Origin of the sequence: Hoylesella pleuritidis (assembly GCF_963541955.1) — a bacterium.
GTDB classification, from domain to species: domain Bacteria; phylum Bacteroidota; class Bacteroidia; order Bacteroidales; family Bacteroidaceae; genus Prevotella; species Prevotella pleuritidis.
Genome location: NZ_CAUTUT010000002.1, coordinates 26,098 through 45,957, shown reverse-complemented (window position 1 = coordinate 45,957; position 19,860 = coordinate 26,098). Strand labels below are relative to the sequence as shown.

Annotated in this window: 10 protein-coding genes and 1 tRNA gene; 3 read left to right on the top strand and 8 right to left on the bottom strand. The window is 48.6% G+C overall.

Annotation, left to right across the window (positions count from 1 at the left end; translation table 11 throughout):
• Window positions 1–7: 7 nt before the first annotated feature.
• Entirely contained in the window at window positions 8–3,400 is a 3,393-nt protein-coding gene (locus RWY97_RS00945) for a SusC/RagA family TonB-linked outer membrane protein (protein WP_021584854.1), read from the bottom strand.
• Between the two features lie 306 nt (window positions 3,401–3,706).
• Between RWY97_RS00945 and RWY97_RS00940 the strand changes: the two genes are divergently transcribed.
• Both RWY97_RS00940 and RWY97_RS00935 read left to right on the top strand, forming a co-directional pair.
• On the top strand, window positions 3,707–5,749 hold the full coding sequence (locus RWY97_RS00940) for a TonB-dependent receptor (protein ID WP_315565012.1): 2,043 nt from the start codon (window positions 3,707–3,709) through the stop codon (window positions 5,747–5,749).
• 545 nt (window positions 5,750–6,294) lie between these two features.
• Window positions 6,295–6,708, top strand: a complete 414-nt coding sequence (locus RWY97_RS00935) for an Hsp20/alpha crystallin family protein (protein WP_273176542.1) — start codon at window positions 6,295–6,297, stop codon at window positions 6,706–6,708.
• A gap of 69 nt (window positions 6,709–6,777) precedes the next feature.
• Here the strand turns inward: RWY97_RS00935 and RWY97_RS00930 are convergent, their stop codons facing one another.
• The 3 genes from RWY97_RS00930 to RWY97_RS00920 are packed head-to-tail and all read right to left on the bottom strand — an operon-like array spanning window position 6,778 to window position 11,284.
• Window positions 6,778–7,623 carry a CPBP family intramembrane glutamic endopeptidase gene (locus RWY97_RS00930; RefSeq protein WP_315565011.1) on the bottom strand — a complete coding sequence of 282 codons (846 nt, stop codon included), beginning with the start codon at window positions 7,621–7,623 and terminating at the stop codon, window positions 6,778–6,780.
• An 11-nt stretch (window positions 7,624–7,634) separates the two neighbouring features.
• Entirely contained in the window at window positions 7,635–8,561 is a 927-nt protein-coding gene (locus tag RWY97_RS00925) for a bifunctional riboflavin kinase/FAD synthetase (protein ID WP_315565010.1), read from the bottom strand.
• Between the two features lie 17 nt (window positions 8,562–8,578).
• Window positions 8,579–11,284, bottom strand: a complete 2,706-nt coding sequence (locus RWY97_RS00920) for a calcium-translocating P-type ATPase, PMCA-type (RefSeq protein ID WP_315565009.1) — start codon at window positions 11,282–11,284, stop codon at window positions 8,579–8,581.
• A 150-nt stretch (window positions 11,285–11,434) separates the two neighbouring features.
• Between RWY97_RS00920 and RWY97_RS00915 the strand changes: the two genes are divergently transcribed.
• Window positions 11,435–11,506 (top strand) — tRNA-Arg (locus RWY97_RS00915).
• A gap of 16 nt (window positions 11,507–11,522) precedes the next feature.
• Here the strand turns inward: RWY97_RS00915 and RWY97_RS00910 are convergent.
• The 4 genes from RWY97_RS00910 to RWY97_RS00895 all read right to left on the bottom strand — a co-directional run bounded on the left by RWY97_RS00910 (window position 11,523) and on the right by RWY97_RS00895 (window position 19,702).
• A complete protein-coding gene (locus tag RWY97_RS00910; RefSeq protein ID WP_315565008.1) occupies window positions 11,523–13,334 on the bottom strand; it encodes a DUF4955 domain-containing protein in 1,812 nt (603 codons plus the stop codon).
• 326 nt (window positions 13,335–13,660) lie between these two features.
• On the bottom strand, window positions 13,661–14,698 hold the full coding sequence (locus RWY97_RS00905) for a DUF5017 domain-containing protein (protein WP_273176529.1): 1,038 nt from the start codon (window positions 14,696–14,698) through the stop codon (window positions 13,661–13,663).
• Between the two features lie 91 nt (window positions 14,699–14,789).
• Window positions 14,790–16,517 (bottom strand): RagB/SusD family nutrient uptake outer membrane protein, encoded by a 1,728-nt coding sequence (locus RWY97_RS00900; protein WP_315565007.1) that lies wholly within the window; start codon window positions 16,515–16,517, stop codon window positions 14,790–14,792.
• 23 nt (window positions 16,518–16,540) lie between these two features.
• On the bottom strand, window positions 16,541–19,702 hold the full coding sequence (locus RWY97_RS00895) for a SusC/RagA family TonB-linked outer membrane protein (RefSeq protein WP_315565101.1): 3,162 nt from the start codon (window positions 19,700–19,702) through the stop codon (window positions 16,541–16,543).
• Window positions 19,703–19,860: the final 158 nt, after the last annotated feature.

The window sequence follows — 19,860 nt, the reverse complement described above, 5'->3', positions numbered from 1 at the left end:
TTTCTCGTTAGAATGTTGCGTTAATAGTGAAAAGATAACTTGCCGTGAAAGGAGCGAATGAACGCATACGGAAAGCGGATGCTCCCGTACCGCGAATCGATTCGGGATTCTCGTGGTTGGGTGCCGTGTTGAGCAAGTAAGCGATGTTACGTCCGGTGAAACTTACCGAGAGTGCTTTAGCGCCTAAGTGCCGATAGATGCTCTGCGGGAATGCGTACGCGATGGTGATTTCACGCAGTGAGATGTAGTTCAGCTTCTTAAACCAGTCGCTGTTGATAACGCCGTTACCCCAACTGTTCTTGAAATAGGTTGTCGTCTGCATATGAGCAGGCTCTACATAGCCCTTTTCGTAAGCCTCTTGGTAGGTCATTCCACTTACGTCTTGCTGTTTCCCTGCGGGCGTGGTAACGATTGTTCCCTTGTCGAACACAGCGTCGGGAATGAATCCGTCGGTAAAAGTGCGGCCCTTGGTGTCGGCATATTGGCTGACCCATTCGATGCCTTTGCGATATTTTCCAGATGCACCTGAAAAGCCGTAAGCTGTTGCATAACGCGAGTTATAAGATGCCACATAGCCTCCGAAACGTGCATCGAAAAGCATATAGAGGCTCAAACTCTTGTAGCGGAGTGTGGTGTTGAGCGACCCGAGGAAGTCGGGCAACATCGAACCAACCTCTTTTACGGTTCCGCCGCGCTTGTAATAAGCTGTGTGGTAATTGTTTGTGAAGCCGATAACATCCTTTCCTGTGGCTTCATCTTTCTTGATCCAAGAGTCTGACATCAATGTTCCGTAGTTGGCTCCGATCTTTGCCACCGACCCGATTCGGTAGTTTCCGTAAGCAGGATCACCGTCGAGTACGACATAAGAAGCCACGTCATTGCTCAGCGAAACAATCTTATTGCGGTTGCGGGTATAGGTAAAGTTCACGTCCCATTGCCAATCGCGGTTCTTGATTGGAGTAGTATTCAGCGCGAGTTCGATACCTGCGTTTTGGATGTTTCCGGCGTTGATGAGCTCGGTTTTGACGCCCGAGAAGTAAGGAACATTGATAGACATAATCTGGTTTCGCGTGTTCTCGCGGTAGTAAGTGAAGTCAAGTCCGACCCGACTGTTCAGGAATCGCCAGTCAAAACCGATTTCCCATGCATTCTTTCGCTCGGGTTTGAGGTTCGTACTTTTAAGTTGGTCATCCAAAGAGAGTCCATATACCTTGTTGTCTCCTTTTGAATAGGTCTTCAACTCATAACCCGAGTTAATATAATAAGGCGACGTATCGTTACCCACTTGTGCCCAAGAGGCGCGCACTTTGGCAAAAGTCACCCACGCGGGAAGTTGATTCTTAAAGCTCTCGGTGATGATCCACGATCCCGAAACCGACGGATAGAAGTACGAGAAATTGCCGCGTCCGTAGCTGTAAACCAATGACGACGACCAGTCATTACGCCCTGTAACATCTAAGAAGAGCTGATTCTTCCAGCTTCCGCCCACAGCAAAGATGGTGGAAACGATGCGTTTGGTGTTGAATTTATAACCATCGAGACCTGCTTGTTTCTTTGAATTCTTGATAAAGAACTGATTGGGCACGATCAATCCATCGTTGGTCCATTCGGCATTGTATTGTGCGTGCTGGTTGAAAAACTCTTCGCGCAGGAATCCGTGCACCTCAATGTCGTCGTTGATCTGCTTGTTTATGTTGGCCGCTATATACATATTCTCCTGCATCGTGCTTTTATGCGAGAGCTTATAGGAGCCTCCTTCGTTGGCATAACCTTTTCCCGGATACTTTTCTTCAACGTCAATATAATAATAATTGAGGCTTCCGCCCACAGTGAGCTGCAACCAAGGTGTGGCCTGAATGTTGAGATTGAGTACAGGCCGAACCATCGTTTCCGTTTGTATATAGCTGTTTTCGTAAATGTCCCACCACAATTCGCGACCCGGAACCGACCGATACCGATCGCCGTAAGCGGCATCGGCCAATCCTCCGTGCGTACCTTTATATAGATGTTTATATCTCTTGACATCATATTCGCGCGGGAATGCGCCTGTAGCAAACAATTCACCGATGTTCTGTTGCGCATTGCGCGGCTGCGACTGTGCAAAATTCATACTGAAATCTACCGTTACCAACTTGCCTACTTTCTGTGAAGCCTTGCCCAAGAAAGAGAATCTGTTGAAGGTATTGCGCGGTGTTGTCCCCTTGTTATACTTGTAAGAAGCCGATGCATAGAATGTAGTGCGATCGTTTCCACCTTGCAATGAGATGTTGGTATTTGTGTTTATACCCGTGTCGTAGGCATCTTTGTAATTGTTTTTGAATATCCGATTCTCGCCCATTGTGCCGTCGTACTGCTCGAACTGCTTGCCTTTGGCCCAGCTAACATCGGGTCCCCAGCCGGTGCTTGCATTGTCGTTCTGGGCTATCATTGAGTATTTGCCATCGTTGTTTGTGGAATAGGTCGACATATTGTCGGCCCAACGGTCGCCTTTCTCGGTATAAGCCTTACCGTAAGTAACGCCTCCCGGCCAGCGACCTTGCAGGTAACGGTTCTGTAAATCAGGTGATTTATACACCGTCTCAAGCCCTACTGTCTGCGAGAAATGTATCGTAACGCCACCGCCGCCACGGCCGTTCTTGGTGGTGATAACCACTGCTCCGTTTAAGCCTCGCGACCCATAGAGCGCCGTTGCAGCTGCTCCTTTGAGCACACTCACGCTCTCAAAGTCGTCAGGATTCAGGTTTTTCAATTGGTTTCCGTAGTCATTTATATTCGAGTCCCAGTCTGCATCGCCCGAGCTACTCGTCGCATTATCGAGTATTACGCCGTCGACTACGAAGATAGGTTGATTGTTTTTGCTCAGCGTCGAGGCTCCGCGGATCTGTATTTTGGTTGATCCGAACATACCGCCGTCCGACTGATTGATCTCGACTCCGGCCACTTTGCCTTGCAAGGCAGATACAGGCGAGATGGTGTTAGCCCGCTCCAATTCGGCGGCTTTTACTTCCGTTACGGCGTATCCCAATGCTTTGGCCTCGCGTTTGATGCCCAATGCGGTTACTACTACTTCGTTCAGTGCATTTTCGTTGTCTTCAAACACGACATCGATTTGCGTCCTTCCGGCCACGGCCACACTCTTGTTCTTATAGCCGACATAGCTGAACAGCAGTGTTGCCCGTGGCGAACACTTAATGGTGTAATTGCCGTCGACATCGGTAATAACGCCTGTTTTCCGGCCCTGTACAACTACCGAGGCTCCGACAACGGGCTCGCCTTGTGCATCTTTCACAGTTCCCGTTACCGTAAGATCCTGTGCATAGAGGCTCATTGACAGCAACATCAGCAGCGCAGTTACGCACATACGCAATGCCGAGTGCATCGTTTTCGTCTTTTTTCTCATTCTTGTTACATTTAAGATTTAATAAACTGGTTTTCGATCGAGATCGGATTATCAGCCAAACCGTGTTAAAATCAATAAATGAGTATTGTCTTTCTATTTGCGGTTAGCATTCAATTCCTTAATCTCTCTTTTGAAATGCAAATTTAATAAAAAACAAACTACCCTCCAAAAAAATCTTGATAAAAGTTTCGTTTCTATGCTTTTTCGCCGTGCTGCATTGTCAGGCAAATGTCAGGTAGCTGTAAACGGAGATTCCGTAAAAGGGCTTTATCTTTGTCGAAAATAACCATTTTACCGAAGAAAAAGATGAAAAAACGATGGATTTTGTGGCTATTGGTCGCGCCGTTGATACCGATTTCGGCGCAGACTGAGCGAGAAGTGAATCTTCAAGAGGTTACGGTGAACGGTGCAAAGGTGGTGAATACGCCCGAAGGACAGCAGATTTTCCCCACTCGAAAACAGAAAGAGACTTCCGCATCAGGCTATCATCTGCTGACCAAATTGGCACTCCCGAATATCAAAGTGGATGAAATTGCGCACAGCATCATTGTCACGGGCAATCTCGGTGATGTACAAACACGCATCAATGATATCCCTGCGAGCCGCGAAGACTTGCTTGCATTGGATATGAATGCTGTTGTCCGGGTGGATTATATCAGCAATCCGGGGGTAAGATACGGGCAGAACATTGCCCGTGTCATCAATTTTATCACCCGGAGAGCTGTCAGTGGGTACACCGTTGGGAGCCATCTGATGCAGTCGTTGACGGTGAACAGGGGCAAATATGGCGGTTATGTGCGATTCAATCGGGGAAAAAATGAGTGGGGAGTAGATTATGATTTCGGGCACGCCCGTATGGACGGGCAGCGCACCTTGCAAATAACCGATTATCGAATGTCTGATAATCGTGTTCTGACCAAGACCGATAATAGTACGTATATACTCGATAAAAATCGGTCGCACGAACTTAAACTCCGCTACAATCGGGCCGATTCAGACCGCTATGTCTTGCAAGCCGTTTTCTCGAATACATACGATCGCTCGCCTGATAATATCTCCCGCTATTGCACTGCGTGGCAAGGCGCTGTCTCGGAGAGTCGCAGTTCGTATGACAGTAAATCCGTTTCTCCCGGCATCGATCTCTATTTCGCAGCTCGATTCGGTTCGCATCAGTCGCTGACTTGCAATGGAGTGGGTACATACATCAGCTCGAAATACGGCTATTCTCTCGATGAAATGGGCAAAAATTACAGTCATAGCACCGATGGGAGCACCTATTCTGCTATTGGAGAAATCATTTATGAAAATACGTTGAAGCCTTTCACATTCTCCTCGGGACTGAAATCTGCGCAGAAATACGTGGCGGTCAGGTATGCGGGAGATGTGCAGACACGCGTCGATTATCGCACATCCGACCTCTATCTCTTTGCTCAAATCAAAGGTCGGTTGGGGCAGTTGGGCTATCTGTTGGGATCAGGTGTCAGGCGACAATACTACAGCCAGGGTACGCATCAGTACGATTATTGGCTCGTCCGACCCAAACTGACCCTCTCACAAGCGATTTTCCGTGATTTCATCGTTAAATATGACTTCGGCATCAGCCTTTTTCCGCCACGTCCGGAACATCTCAGCGACGTTGCCATCAAGAGCAATTCGCTTGCTGTCTACAAAGGAAACCCGGCCTTGAAACCCAACCGTCGCACCGAACATCAGCTGATTTTATCGTATAAAAATGCCCGACTCTATACGCACATTGATACCTATTATCGCATCAACACCCACGCCGTGATGCAGGATATTCAGCGAGACGGCGACACATTTATCTATACTCGCACCAACCAAAAGCATTGCAATCTGCTCTATATACAGAATTATACCAATTGGGACATCATTCCCGAGGTGCTCTCGGTCAGTGCTTCGAGCGGTATTTATCGCTGTTTTAATTACGGAAATACGTATAAACACCATTACACTTCATTCAATGGGAGTGTTCATCTCACGGCTTATCTCGGTCGGCTGACGCTTGCTGCCGATGCAGATAACGGTTATCGGTGGTTGGAGGGAGAGAGTAAGGGGCGTCAGGGAGCGGCTTATTATGTTACGGCGGCTTATAAATGGGGGCGTGCAGACATCTCTTTGTATTATCAACACTGTCTGCAAAGCAATCCGTTGATGCAAAGAAGCGAACTGCTCAACCGATTCGTACACAATGTTTACACCAATCACAATCGGGATATGGGCAATATGCTGAGTCTGAGTGTCACGTGGCGTCTGTCCAAAGGTCGCAAGTACGCCGCCGGGCAGCGCTCGATGAATAACCGAGATCAAGATTCGGGAGTGATGAAATAGGATAATACTTCCACCTTAATCTCCTAAGCTGGGGGAGTTATGGACTGTGAGTGAAGGTTGGTTTTATTTTAGACAGAAAACTAAAAGAATATAAATGGGAAAGGGTTTGTATGTCATTGATTTACAGTAATATATAAGTTATTTCTCATTTAGCTGTTATTTGCACTGCAACTAACAATTAATCGCACGCCGTTTAACGGCTAATTACACCGCAATTAGCCGTTAAACGGCGTACGATCTACCATTAGTTGTAAGGCAATTTATTACAAATAAGACAGGGTCGAAAGATGAGGTCGTTTTTAAACAACCGAGAATCGGATGCGAATCTCAATTCTTTGATATTCAATTATATATAGAGCAGACATCGTATCAGATAATGTACATTGGGAATGAGTGGCCTACCGACGCCACAGAACAGCCAAATCGGCATATAAGTATGTCAATTTGACGCACAAAAGTTTATTGGTATGCTTGTTGCATTTCAACCAATGAAGTTGAAACAGAAACAAATTAAAAAAACAGGAGGATTGATTATGTTACCAATTATGCACAGAAATTCGTGGTTACCGAGTGTATTCGACGACTTTTTCAACACAGACTTTATGCCCCGCGCTAATGCAACGGCACCCGCCATCAATGTCATCGAAAACGAAAAAGACTATGTTGTAGAGCTTGCCGCACCCGGATTGAAGAAAGAAGACTTCGTTGTCAACATCAACAACGACGGAAATCTAACCATCAAGATGGAGCAGAAGCAGGAGAATAAAGAGGAAAACAAGAAGACACATTACCTGCGCCGGGAGTTCAGTTACTCCAAATATGAGCAGACATTGCTGCTTCCCGATGACGTAGATAAGGATAAAATCGCAGCCAAAGTCAACGACGGCGTGCTCACGGTAGTACTTCCTAAGCTGTCACAAGTCGTGCAAAGCGCAAGTCGTCAAATCTCAGTAGAGTAGTCTCTCAATAGGTATCATATATGCACGGGCCCTTCATTCGCGAGAATCGAGGGGCCCTTTTCGTAAGCATCAACGGCTTGTCCGCTTGCCCTTTTTCAATATTCGCGTCAGCTGTAACAGGCAAATAATGGTGAGGAGCATAGAGAATACCAGACTCAACCACATTGCCCACGCATTGCCCCCGAATAAATCGATGAGCTTGTAGTCTTCCGATCCGGGCCACAAATTACAGACTGCGAAAGCAACCGAATTGTTCACCCAATGCAAGACGATGCCGGGAATGATGCTGCCGGTGCGGTAATACATCCAGCCTAACAGCAAACCGAGCGCCACAGCATGCGGAGCCTGACCCATATTGCCGTGAGCCAGACCGAAGATCAGGGCCGACAGCACGATGGGCAACCAATGCATACGCTTTGAAAAAAGTGTGAACAAACAGCGGAGAATAGCTCCGCGAAAGAGAATCTCTTCTGCAATGGGGGCCAGAATACCTACGGATAAATAGCCGAAGCCATCGCTCATCAAAGCCCTCAACACCTTTTCTATACCATTGGGGACATCGGCATCGATCCATTCGATCATCCATACAGACGGAATCACGGTGAACAAACCGAGCAATGCAATCCAACTGAGGGCGCGCCAAGGTCGAGTCCGCAGGTAGGAATACGACACCGGTGCCCATCGGAAGCCGAGAAACAGCAGGATAAGAGTTGTATTTGCAACTGCGGTCAGCACAATAATGGCCGTTGGTTCCGTCAAGAATCCACCGGAAAGTGAACCGAGTGCTTCGGGAATCGACGATCCGCGAGCCATCAGGAAAGCCATACCCACGATGACGGTAGCAATGACTTGGACCAGTAGATAGACTACAATGAACCATAAGATGTTGAGAATGTTTTTAGTCGTTGTTGTCATTTATATGTCGGTTAAAGATGATTCAATTCGCGAATATGGCGTTCGTCATCGGCCATTTGCGTACGAAGCTGTTGCAAGTCAGCAAATTTCTTTTCGCCGCGAATGCGTTTCAGGAATGCCACTTCAATCTTCCGGCCGTACAAGTCGGCGTCGAAATCCAGGATATAGGTCTCTACTGACAGGCGCGTTCCGTCGAAAGTGGGGCGCGTTCCCACGCTCGTCATTGCCGGGTACAACTCACACTCGCCCTCGATGCGCACTCGTGTGGCATAGACTCCTATCTGCGGCAGCAGCTGACACACCTCATCCATATCGAGATTGGCCGTGGGAAAGCCTAAGCGATGCCCGTTGCGAAAGCCGTGCGACACGTGTGCTGACAGCGTATAAGCATAGCCTAAACAGCGATTGGCCTCTGTCAGATCGCCACGTTCAATGGCATTGCGAATGACCGAAGAGCTGACACGGATACCATCTACGGTAATTCCGCAGCTCTCCACGACCTCAATGCCCAGCGTGCGGCCATAAGCACAATAGTCGTCAATACTTTCTGAGCGGTCGTGACCAAATCGATTGTCGTAGCCTATAATGAGTTTGCGTACGTTAAGGCGACTACTGAGGATGTGTATCATAAACTCGCGGGCCGTGAGCGCAGCCATTCGGCGATCGAAGTCGAGTACGGTGCAGCGGTCGATACCTGTTTCTGCGAGTCGCTCTATCTTCATTTCGGGGGTCGAAAGCAGCCGAGGTACATAGTGGGTATCGATGACCTGGCGCGGATGACGGGCAAACGTGATGACCATCGATGCCAACCCGTCGGCTCGGGCCTCGTCGATCACACGCCCGATAAGGTATCGATGACCGCAATGCACGCCATCGAAGAACCCGATAGTTGCTGCCGCAGGAGGCAACGGCCTTGTTGTTTCATCCACTATTATCATTACTTACTACTTATTCCCTACTCCTTATCACTTATTATTTGCTCCCTTACTACTTTATTTCCTCGTCTCTTGCTCCACCTCCACAACTCGCCGGCCCAAAGAACGACGGAAGTTGAGGCAATGATTAACAACCATTCGACAGCCGAAAGCGGTTCGGTACGGAACATTTTGCCGCCGAACGTCACGATAATCCATTGTCCGCCAAGGATGATCAACAGCACAAGGATGAGTCCCCGATCTAAAAAGAAATGACGGAAAGCCGAATGATGCGAGCCGAGCGACTTCGCATTGAAGAGGTTCCAGAACTGAAGCATCACGAAAACAGTGAAGAATATCGTGAGTTCGTGCAGTTGGATGCCGGGGTCGGAATCGTATTCGTAATACAGAAGCAGGCCCGACATCAGTATAAACAGCGCCACACTACCTATGCAAATGCTACGGCCAATTGCACGCGTAATGATGAAATTACTGCTGCGACGCGGCTTCTCGTTCATCACTTCGTGCGAAGGCGGCAGCGAAGCCAGTGACATCGCAGCGAAAGTATCCATTATCAGGTTGACCCATAATATCTGGGTGACGGTGAGCGGCATCGCCATACCCACCAGTGAGGCGCAAAGCACGAGCAATAGAGCAGCCAAATTGACCACCAACTGGAAGTAAAGAAACCGCTGAATGTTCTTATATAGTGACCGACCCCACATCACCGCGCGGGCGATCGACGCGAAAGAGTCGTCCAAGAGAGTCATATCCGACGCTTCTTTAGCCACACTCGTACCCGAGCCGAGCGACAAGCCCACGTGCGCATAATTGAGTGCGGGCGCATCGTTGGTGCCGTCTCCCGTAACGGCCACAATCTCGCCGTGGCGCTGCAATAGCTGAACCAACCGCTGTTTGTTGTCGGGTCGGGCCCGCGACATCACTTTCAACCCCTCCACTTCGGCGTAAGCCGCCTCATCGCTGAGGGCTGCAAAGTCGGTGCCGGTGATGTGTCGACTGTTCGGATGGGCAGCTTCAACCTTGTCGTCATCGGCTGTCCAGATACCGATTTGCCGCGCAATCTCAATGGCTGTGGCCGAAGTGTCGCCCGTAACGATCTTTACCGTAATGCCGGCACGCCGACATTCGGCCACAGCCGACGGTACATCGAGACGCAACGGATCGCTGATGGCAACCAAGGATTGTAGTGTAAGCAGCGCATCCGATAGCTCGGCAGCCTCATCCCCGGTATCTTTCCCTTGGGAGAGGGGAGCAAGTAATGAAGCAATATCTGTTTCGGTATCTTGCAGCTCACGATAAGCCAGCGCTAAAGTACGGTTAGCGGCCTGCTGAAAAGCCGTTAAACGCTGTGCAAGTAACGGTCTTTCGTCGGGCGAAAGACGGCAAATCGCCAGAATAATTTCAGGTGCTCCTTTGACGAAAAGATAACGGCGCCCCTCGACACGGGCAATGGTAGCCATCAGCTTTCGCTCTGTTGAGAACGGGAGTTGCACCTCGATGTCGGCTCGCTCACGCAATTCGTGATAATCAAAGCTGTGCTTTTGGGCCCACGTCAGCAGTGCAATCTCAGTGGGATTACCTATCCCGCGCCCATCATCGGTATCGAGATGGGCCGTGGTATTCACAGCAATGGCTGTGGCCAGCAATCGGTCGTCATCAGAAAGGGGAACCATCTCGCGCACTTCCATCCGGTTTTGCGTCAGCGTTCCGGTCTTATCGGTGCATATAACGGTAACTGCGCCCATTGTTTCGCAGGCGTGCAGCTTGCGAACAAGATTGTTGCTGCGCAACATTCGGCGCATATTCAGGGCCAGACTCAGCGTTACCGCCATTGGAAGTCCCTCGGGAACGGCCATCACAATGAGTGTAACGGCCATCATAAAATAGTTGAGCGTGAGCTCGGTCATCCGCAGATAATCGCCCGAACGCCACACCGTATCGGTCAAAATACTGTGACCGAGGAAAAGCACGAAAGCTACCACGGCCACGCACGAGCCCAATTTGCTGATGAATCGGGCCAGTTTACCAAGCTGTTGATTGAGAGGCGTCTCCGTGCCGGTGGTTTCCGTCGACTTGCGAGCCACTTTCCCGATTTCCGTTTCATCGCCCACGGCCGTAACACGAGCCACACCGCGGCCGCCCATTACCATCGTCGAGCGCAACACTTGGTCGGCAGGATAAGCGCCTTCGGTGTGTTGCCCTGCGGCGTCTGCATATTTCGTAACCATCGGTTCGCCTGTAAGCGACGACTCGTTAATCTGCAAATCCACGGCGCTGAGCAACTGACCGTCGGCCGGAATCTCGTCGCCCACCTCTATAATCAAGATGTCTCCCACGACAACATCACGTCGGGCAATCTCCTGCACACGACCGTCGCGTTTCACTTTAACGGGTTGTTCCTCATCAAGCGACGTCAGTACACTGAACTTTCGGGCTGCATCGCGCTCGAAAACGAAGCCTACCGTCGTGGCGAGGAATATCGCAACGAAGATACCGATGGTCTCGATGAAGTCGCCTTCGATAAACGCCAGCACGAGCGAAACAAATGCCGTAAGAAGCAAAATCTTGATCATCGGGTCGCGATATTTATCAAGATAGAGCTTCCAAAGCGATACACCGCGCGGCGGTGTAAGTATATTGCTGCCATGCAGACGCCTACTGGCCTCTACTTCCGGCTGCGTGAGACCGCCGTCGACAGTTTTTGTCGTAAAGTCTGATACATTCATAAATGTCTTGTTGAGCCCACAAAGGTAGTCAAAAATCGTCGAACGACAACTGAATTCTGTCTATTCCTAACGTTTTTTGCAGAAAAATCGCCTTGCATTTATTTCGCTCAATCAAGAAAAACCATTATCTTTGCATCACCGAATAGGTCTGCTCCCATAGTTCAATGGATAGAACGTAGGTTTCCTAAACCTTTGATCCGGGTTCGATTCCCGGTGGGAGTACTTCTTTTTTACCCTTTTATTTTATTAGTTTTTTACCTCCACGGATATAGATTCCACGCCGTAAGGCGTGCGAATCTGTACCCACATACTGCCCGTTGAGGTTGTATATCCGATTATCGGACGGTGCTTTCTGCGGTATTCGGACGATACCCGTAGTTGTATCGTTCACCTTTTCCAATTCTTTCAACCACGCGGGAACGGCTCCCAAACGCTTTTCCAACTGAGCGGCATACAGCGAACGCGGCAGAACTTCGTGTCCGTGGTCGGCATCGAGTTTGGTTTGACCGGCTACAAAAGTAACGCCCGCATCGCCGTGAAAGCCTACGATAGTAGGCGGCAACGTCTTAAACCAAATCTGTTTGTCGTCCCACCAGACGAAAGGAAGCTGTGTTTTGGACGAGATATTGGTCGCATTGAAATTCCAAAGCGTAAGATCATCGAGATGATTGGGCAACTGCGATCGGTCGCCTCCCATCCGATACTGCATAAATCCGCCCTTGCAGACATCGAACAATGTGGCTCGCGGCTGCGTGGCGTGTGCCTCGAAACAAGCATCAACACCCCATTGCGAGTCCCAAATAACACAGCCTATGCTTTGCTTAGACACGCCGCAGGCGTGATATTGACCCACATTCTTGGCATAACGAGATTGATCATCGTTGTAATATCCATCGGAATGATCAAACACTTTGCCGATAAATACGCGTGAAGAGGCCTGTGCACGAATGGCCGAATGCCCGCGGCGACCGCTGATGGTGATATCGTATGCTGAACAACCGGCACACAAACTCATCGTGAAAGCCTCGCTGACGCTGCGGAATCCCACGCGTCGCATCCACGAATCGGTCATTCGGACCATATCCAAAGGCTTGTAAGCGCCATCGTCCTGCCACGTTGCGTGGTGCTTGAAATGGTCTTTTGCGTTGCCCACAAACGTGAGATCTTCTATACCCACGCCCTCATAATGTCTATATCTGACAATTTTCCAACCCCATTGTGGGTCTACATCGTGCATCAAAGGTTCGTAAAACGTGATACGACCGTTGCTTACCGACTTCACCTGATGATAGTCGCGTACCTGTACGCCATCGTTTTTGAGGTTGGTCATCGTGCTAGACAAGCGGTGCCCCAACAGTTCTTGCTTGACAAGAGCGGCATCGTTGTTTTCCAAATTCAGCATTACCCAAGTACCGGGTTTGATGTCAGGAGAGATGTTTTCCGCCTCAACGGTAAAGTCGCCTTTATGTGCCCGCCCCGTGATCTGCGCCCAAACAGGTGGATTCTTTTCGCCGTTGTTGCGAATGGAAATCATCACCGGCGAGCTGTACAGGTTCTTGTTGCGCGGCAAGTTGGGGTCTTTCATCGTCAGAGTGGTCAGGTCTCGGCCCGCACCTTTCAGTATGACGTGCCCCATCACGATATTCAATGCCGAAGATTGGGCTTTCCCGTCGGCACCGATCGTATTATCTTCCGATGTGTGCAGAATGTAATCGCCTGCGGGAAAGTAGATTATCGCCCGTGCATCAGCCTTTCCTGCGCCGATCTTTTTCAGAATCCGCACAAGCGCATCGCGGTCGGATTTACCGTCGTTGGGCACTGCTCCGAACTCAGGATCGGTCACATCATAAACGGTATAACCCAATGTCGAGACATCGGGAGGGGCCGTTTCGCCGTGGTTGTAACCCGCATAGGAGAAATCTAACAATACATTGGTTGCCGACTGCTTGACAAATGCGTTCCAAGCAGTACAAAATCTGCTGTCGTCTGCTTGTACAGGTAGTGCGACAAAGGCAGAGACAATCATTGAGATAAAAGTTTTCGTGTTCATTATTGAATGATTTTTACGGTCGTATATAACTGAATAGCTCCGTCGTTGGACATCGATTCGGGCATCGGTATTATATTTTTTTCAAGCGAAGAATGCCAACTAAGACGACGTCTGAGAATGCCTATTCCCACAGGTGATTCGAGAAGAGCTTCCGATTAACCGTTACTTGCACGGCGATTAACGGCTGAATGCACGGCATTCAACGGCATTTTGCACGGTGATTAACGGTTAATGGAAACGAGCTTCTTTATCGGGCGTCCGACAGCTCCGTTTTTCTATGTCGACAGCTCGTGCCGGGCGACATTTTATGAGCTATCTTGCCGACTCTATTCCACTACCTTTATGTTCATTTGTCGGATAACGGACGACGTCTTCTTGTAGTTCCCGTTCACTGCAAGGAACGTGGCTTTGTACGTTCCCGTCGTGTTGTACACATAAGAATAAGCATCTAAATTCCGGGAGATGTTCTTGATATTGACACCCACATCAGGCGTACAAGCATTCACAAGAATATGATTCGACACGAGCCAACTGTATTTCAGCGCCCGCTTCGCATTGCTGCTGTGGATGAAAAAGTTGCCTTTCGCCACGCCCGTCAGATTCCAAATGCCTGCCGTATTATTGGTTACGGTGCCGTAAGCTCTGTTGTTTGTCATCGACTTTTGGTCTTCCAAGTGTAGTCGGTTGCACATATTGACGGCCGTGAATCCCATATTCGAGGCCATTAGTGTGCTCGAAGTACCGTCTTTCATTCGGTTGACGATCTGCATCTTGACAAAATTCACACGCGGCTGTGCTGCTGAGTTGTTCTGCCCTTTGTACTTGACGGCGATGGTGATGGCCTTTCCCAAATAGGGCTTCATATCCAAATCGAACGACTTGGCGCCTGCAACGGAAGAGACGGGAGCCTGAGGCAGGTCGCTCTGTGGCACTAAATCTTTCCATAACGAGGTTTCGACCAATGCCGAATCGGCCGCGAAATTGTTCTTATACAGACCCGGGAAACTGTCTGAAATATACATACTCAGCACCCCGGCAGCACTGGCTGCATTGCCATATTGTTCCCAAACGGAGAACATCAGATGAGAGGAGGCTATATCGGCAGCATCGATCATTACCCGCTCTCGATACTCGTACTTGCTTCCGGGCTCACCACTGAAAAAGGTAATAAAGTCTGGATTACCTCCCAATCGGAATTCGACGGGTTTTCCTTTCTTCACAATGACGGTGTCGCCGACTGTTTTGACATTCCCGTCGGCGGTAACACCGACGTTCAGAGATACTTTCTCTTCTAATTCGCTGTCGCAGGATGCAAGGGCAAAACCGCAGAACAACAAAGCTATAAGTGATTGATAGGATTTCATTTCGATATCGATTCGTTGATTCGTTATGTTTCTTGGACAGGAGTTTGGGCGTCGGCTTTCGGAGCATCGATGCCCGAACTCTCATAGAGAATTACCATCCGGGATTGTTTTCCGTAATGAGATGGTTCACGGCCATCTCATTGGCGGGTATCGGGAAATAATAATATGTGTCTGAAATTTGGAAATATGTGTACACGTTTGCAGGTCCGAGCTTCCAGTCGCTGCCGTTTTGGGCACGCGCTACGAGTGCATTCATATTCTGAACATATTCTCCCCAGCGAATCAAATCGAACCGACGGGTGAACTCAAAACACAATTCCATCGCACGTTCGTCCTTGACTGCCTGGCGGAACTCATCTTTCGAGAGATTGCTCAGCTCGCTAATGCCGGCGCGTTTACGCACTGCATTGATGCACTGATAGGCCAATGCAGTGGGCTCATTATTGATTTCGTTCTCGCATTCTGCAATCATCAGCAAGATATCTGCATAGCGAAGAATGGGGAAATTGATAGCGGTGAAGTTCTTATTTTTCTTGTCTGCCTCGTACTCACGCCGATATTTGCCACACACTCTGGCTAAATCAGTGCTTGCAACAGTCTTTTCACGGTCGCCCTTTTTAGAAGAAGGAGCGGCGTCTCCGTAGCTGTAAGAACGGTCATAATATTGATTTTTCACTTCGGCAAGTTTGCCTTTCTCGAAGAGTCGGCCGTCAACACCCTTTCCGGTCGACGACTCCGTATATTGGAATGGCGCAATATTCCAGTTCATTCGGTTGCTGTCGCCGTTGGCAGTGTATAGATCATAGAGTTTGGGTGTGCAATAAAAGAAAGCGTAACTGTATCCGGGATCGGCCTTGCCGATGATTTCCGCCTTCGCCGATAAGTCGGGAGCAGACAGTCCGATGATATTACCCACACGACCTTCTGTGCGTGTATCGGTTGAATAATTGCCGGTAAACTCAGCCTCCCAGATGCTTTCTTTGGCTGTGGTGTTATATTTATCGGCACAAAGATCGATGAAATAATCCCAATAATGGGGCGCCAACGCGTGGCCTTCATTCATCACTTTCTGTGCATAAAAGCCCGCCTGTGCGAAGTACTCTTTGTTTTTCGCCTCATTGGCAGCCGTCTTATCGCGGAAATGTTCACCTGCACGGAACATATAAACACGTGCTAAGATGCCCCAAGCAGCTGACTTCGATACCGAGCCCGGCTGATAACCGAGGTCAGAAGCTGACTTCAATCCCTCGGAACTCTCTGCCATTTCCTTGACGATAAAATCATAAATCTGCTCTTTCGGCGTACGTTTGATAGGCAATCCTACAACACTCTGCGTGGAATTCGTGCGAAACGGTACGTCGCCCCAGCATTCAACAAGGTTGAAATAATAGAAAGCCCGCAGGAAACGAGCCTCAGCCGTGTACAACTTACGGTTAGCCTCGCCGATTCCAGGTACCTTATCGATATTCTCTAACAGAATATTGGCTCGATTGATGCCTGAATACAGCACGTACCAAAAGGCTGCCACGTCAGGATCTCCGGTGTTGGCATTATTGCAAATCAATCCTTTACTATAAGGAGAACGGCCCGGTCCGCCGTAATGTTCGGTATCATCGCCGCCCGTCAAGTAAAAATATTCGCCGCCGTAAAAGGCCGTTTGCGTCAGGATTGCATATACACCGCGCAAGAACGACTCTGCTTCTGACTCGTTTTTGAAATAACTTCCCGACGTGGTTCGTGTAGGTTCTTTGTCGAGGAAGCTGCAAGATGTTACGGCAAGAACGGCCGTCAACAGGATAAATATTCTGATTGTCTTCATAAATAATGGTCTTGTTTACGTGATTAGAAACCTAAATTGATACCGACTGTAAACACACGGGCACGCGGATAAGCCGAGAAATCGAGCCCGGGCGTAAGTGCTCCTTCGCGTACGGACACCTCGGGGTCATAACCTTTATAGCCGGTGAGGGTGAAAACATTCTGTGCTGCTACGTAGATTCGGGCTTCATCAAGACGCCATTTCAGCAAAAGTGCCTTCGGTAAAGAGTAACCCAGCGTTGCGGTTTTCAGTCGAAGGAACGATCCGTCTTCGATAATTCGCGATGAGAAAACTTTATTAGAACTGGAACTTGTAGCACGAGGAATGTCGCTCTGCGGATTTTCGGGCGTCCACCGACCTGCATAGCTGGCGTATTGATTAAGGTCGCGAGAACGGTTGAACGAACTTTCAAAGAACAGCCGATTGGCATTCATCACATCATTGCCGTAAGACCACTGAAAGAACAGATTGAGATCGAAGTTCTTGTACTTGAAATTGTTCGTGAAACCACCCGTATGTTTAGGAAGACCTCGGCCTATTATCGTGCGGTCATTATCATCAATGACACCGTCGCCGTTCAAATCTCGATACTTCGGCATACCCGGTTGGGTGTTCGACTCCGATGAGAAACGAGGCACATTAGATTTCAATGTGTATGTATTTCCCGATTTATCGAAATCTTCATATTTATAAGTTCCATCATAAATATAGCCATACATCATTCCCATAGAATACCCTTTCTTGGCTATATAACTGGTTTGCGAATTATAATTCTGGTCAAACATTGCTGTGCTTAGCAAACTGACTTGACCTTCGGCCAACTCTAACACCTTGTTTTTATTAAATGCAATGTTGAAGTTTGACTTCCATTCAAAGTCCTTGGTCTTGATATTCGTCGTACTCAAAGTAAACTCTACACCTTGATTCCGAATCTTTCCAATGTTCTTGATAGCACCGGTGAAACCCGAAGACAAGGGCAAAGACGACATCAACAGCAGGTCGCGGGTGATCTTCCGGTACAGATCGACCGTGATATTAACGCGGTCATTGAGCAGTCCAAGGTCCAAACCTAAGTTCCATTGTTCAGTAGTCTCCCACTTCAAATCTTTGTTCGGAATCGACGTCGGCACCATCCCGACATTGTTTTGTTTGTTATTCAACGGGTAAACACCACCGGGAATCGATCCCGGTGAGATGAGATCGCCACGCCGGTCTTTCAAAAGCTCATAGAGTCCGAATGAATCATACTCGCCCACACGGTTGTTTCCTGTAAGTCCCCAACTCAAACGCAGCTTACCAGTAGATACAGCCGGCCGGAGCTCTTGCATCAAATTCTCTTCCGTAAAGTTCCAAGCCAATGAACCGGAAGGGAAATATCCGAATCGATTAGCGCCTCGGAACTTAGACGATCCGTCTGCACGGAATGTTGCAGTAGCATAATATTTCGACAGATAATTATAGTTGAAGCGGCCGAAGAACGACATCATCGCCCACGAAGATTTCACCGATTCATTGGTGCTTGGCGTCCCTTGGCTCATCCCTGCCATACCGAGCGACTCGTTCGGAATTTGAATCGTCTTCATCGAATAATAATTATAGTCCGAGTTTTGCAATGAAAATCCCAAGAGTGTATTAAAGAAATGGCGCTTGCTGATATTGGTCTGATAAGTCAATGTATTCTCATTCAGCCATGTGGTACGTTCTGAATGAACTACCTGCGCATTCACTTTTTCGACCGATTTAGGTCCTCCGTAGCGCGTTTTCGACCCATTGAATGTGTCATTATGCCGATAATCCGTGGTGTAACCACCCGAAACTTTCAGTCGAAGACCTGCCATCAGCTGGTATTCAAGGTATCCGTTGAACTGAAAATAGTTCGCATAGCGCTTCCGATACTCATTATTGAGCGACATAATCGGATTAAAACGATAGTCACTTGTCCAATTCACGTCATCGTCCGTCAGGTTTTCTTCCAACGATTTCAGCGGAACACCCGGCTGTGTAACCGGCCGATAGCCCCAGACACTGTAAAAGAGGTTATTCATTCCGCTGTAACTCTGTTGCGACGGAGATGCTCCCGTCTGGGTGGAATGAGAGTAATTGACGTTCAGATTCACGCGCAGCTTCTTCTTGGTAACGGTCATTCCCAATCTGCCTTGCAGTCGGTTGTAATTAGAATTGAGCACAATACCGTCCTGATCATAATAAGACACCGACGCATTATAACGTACTCCCTTGCTGCCACCGGTCAAACCGACATTGTGACTCTGTGTCGGCGCTGTGCGAAAAATCATATCCTGCCAGTCATATTGCGGTATATGGCGATAGTCATCAAGTGTCCATTGCTTACCTTCGTGGTTAGCGAAATAAGTAGAAGCCATCCGATCGGGATACATTTCGGCTTGCAGCTTCACGAATTCATAGGCATTCATCATCGGGATAGTGCGAGTCACGTTCTGCACACCTGCACTTCCGTCGTAGCGCACTTTGGTTTTACCTTCCCGTCCGCTCTTGGTTGTGATGATAACGACACCGTTAGCGCCGCGTGCTCCATATATAGCCGTAGCCGAAGCATCTTTTAAAATATCGATGGAAGCGATGTCCGACGGATTGATCGATGCTCCGACAGCCGGATCTTCAACAGGAAACCCGTCTATAACATACAATGGAGAGTTGTCTTGTGTGAGCGAGTTATTACCGCGAATGACGATATTCATTTGCGACCCCGGCATCCCTTCACCCGAACTCACATTCACTCCGGCAATGCGTCCGCCCAAAGTCTGATCGAAAGAACCTACCGGTGTACTGAGCAAATCTTTCATATCAGCCTTGGCTACAGAGCCCGTCAGGTCACGTTTGCGCATCTCTTGATAGCCCACCACGACCACTTCATTCAATAGTTTGTTGTCTTCTTTCATCACCACAACGACATCTTTGCCTGCCGTAGCAGTCTTTTCTACGCGTTCGTAGCCGATAAACGAGAAGACTAATACAGCACTCTTGCTACCGATATTCAGTGTAAACGACCCGTCGAGGCCGGTAATCGTACCGCCTTTCGCGCCTTTTACGGTCACACTGACACCCGTCATCGTCTCTCCTTTCTCGTCTTTCACCACCCCTTTCACCGCGGACTGGGCAAAGGCAGCCGCCGTTGCCATCCAAAATATTAAAAAGAGAGCGAACATCCTACAACCGGATGAGTTTGGATTCTGTCTATACATAAATTGTCGGTTTATTTTTTACTTTGTTCAGCTTAATAGCCAATAAGAGGTTTAGATGTGCAAAATTATGTCATGAAATAAAAAATAGAGTACCCAAATTGTACAAAAGAATACCGTTTTTG

Coding starts and splice junctions, on each gene's coding strand:
- RWY97_RS00945 (WP_021584854.1), bottom strand. CDS start 3,400: ATGAGAAAAAAGACGAAAACGATGCACTCGGCATTGCGTATGTGCGTA.
- RWY97_RS00940 (WP_315565012.1), top strand. CDS start 3,707: ATGAAAAAACGATGGATTTTGTGGCTATTGGTCGCGCCGTTGATACCG.
- RWY97_RS00935 (WP_273176542.1), top strand. CDS start 6,295: ATGCACAGAAATTCGTGGTTACCGAGTGTATTCGACGACTTTTTCAAC.
- RWY97_RS00930 (WP_315565011.1), bottom strand. CDS start 7,623: ATGACAACAACGACTAAAAACATTCTCAACATCTTATGGTTCATTGTA.
- RWY97_RS00925 (WP_315565010.1), bottom strand. CDS start 8,561: ATGATAATAGTGGATGAAACAACAAGGCCGTTGCCTCCTGCGGCAGCA.
- RWY97_RS00920 (WP_315565009.1), bottom strand. CDS start 11,284: ATGAATGTATCAGACTTTACGACAAAAACTGTCGACGGCGGTCTCACG.
- RWY97_RS00910 (WP_315565008.1), bottom strand. CDS start 13,334: ATGAACACGAAAACTTTTATCTCAATGATTGTCTCTGCCTTTGTCGCA.
- RWY97_RS00905 (WP_273176529.1), bottom strand. CDS start 14,698: ATGAAATCCTATCAATCACTTATAGCTTTGTTGTTCTGCGGTTTTGCC.
- RWY97_RS00900 (WP_315565007.1), bottom strand. CDS start 16,517: ATGAAGACAATCAGAATATTTATCCTGTTGACGGCCGTTCTTGCCGTA.
- RWY97_RS00895 (WP_315565101.1), bottom strand. CDS start 19,702: ATGTTCGCTCTCTTTTTAATATTTTGGATGGCAACGGCGGCTGCCTTT.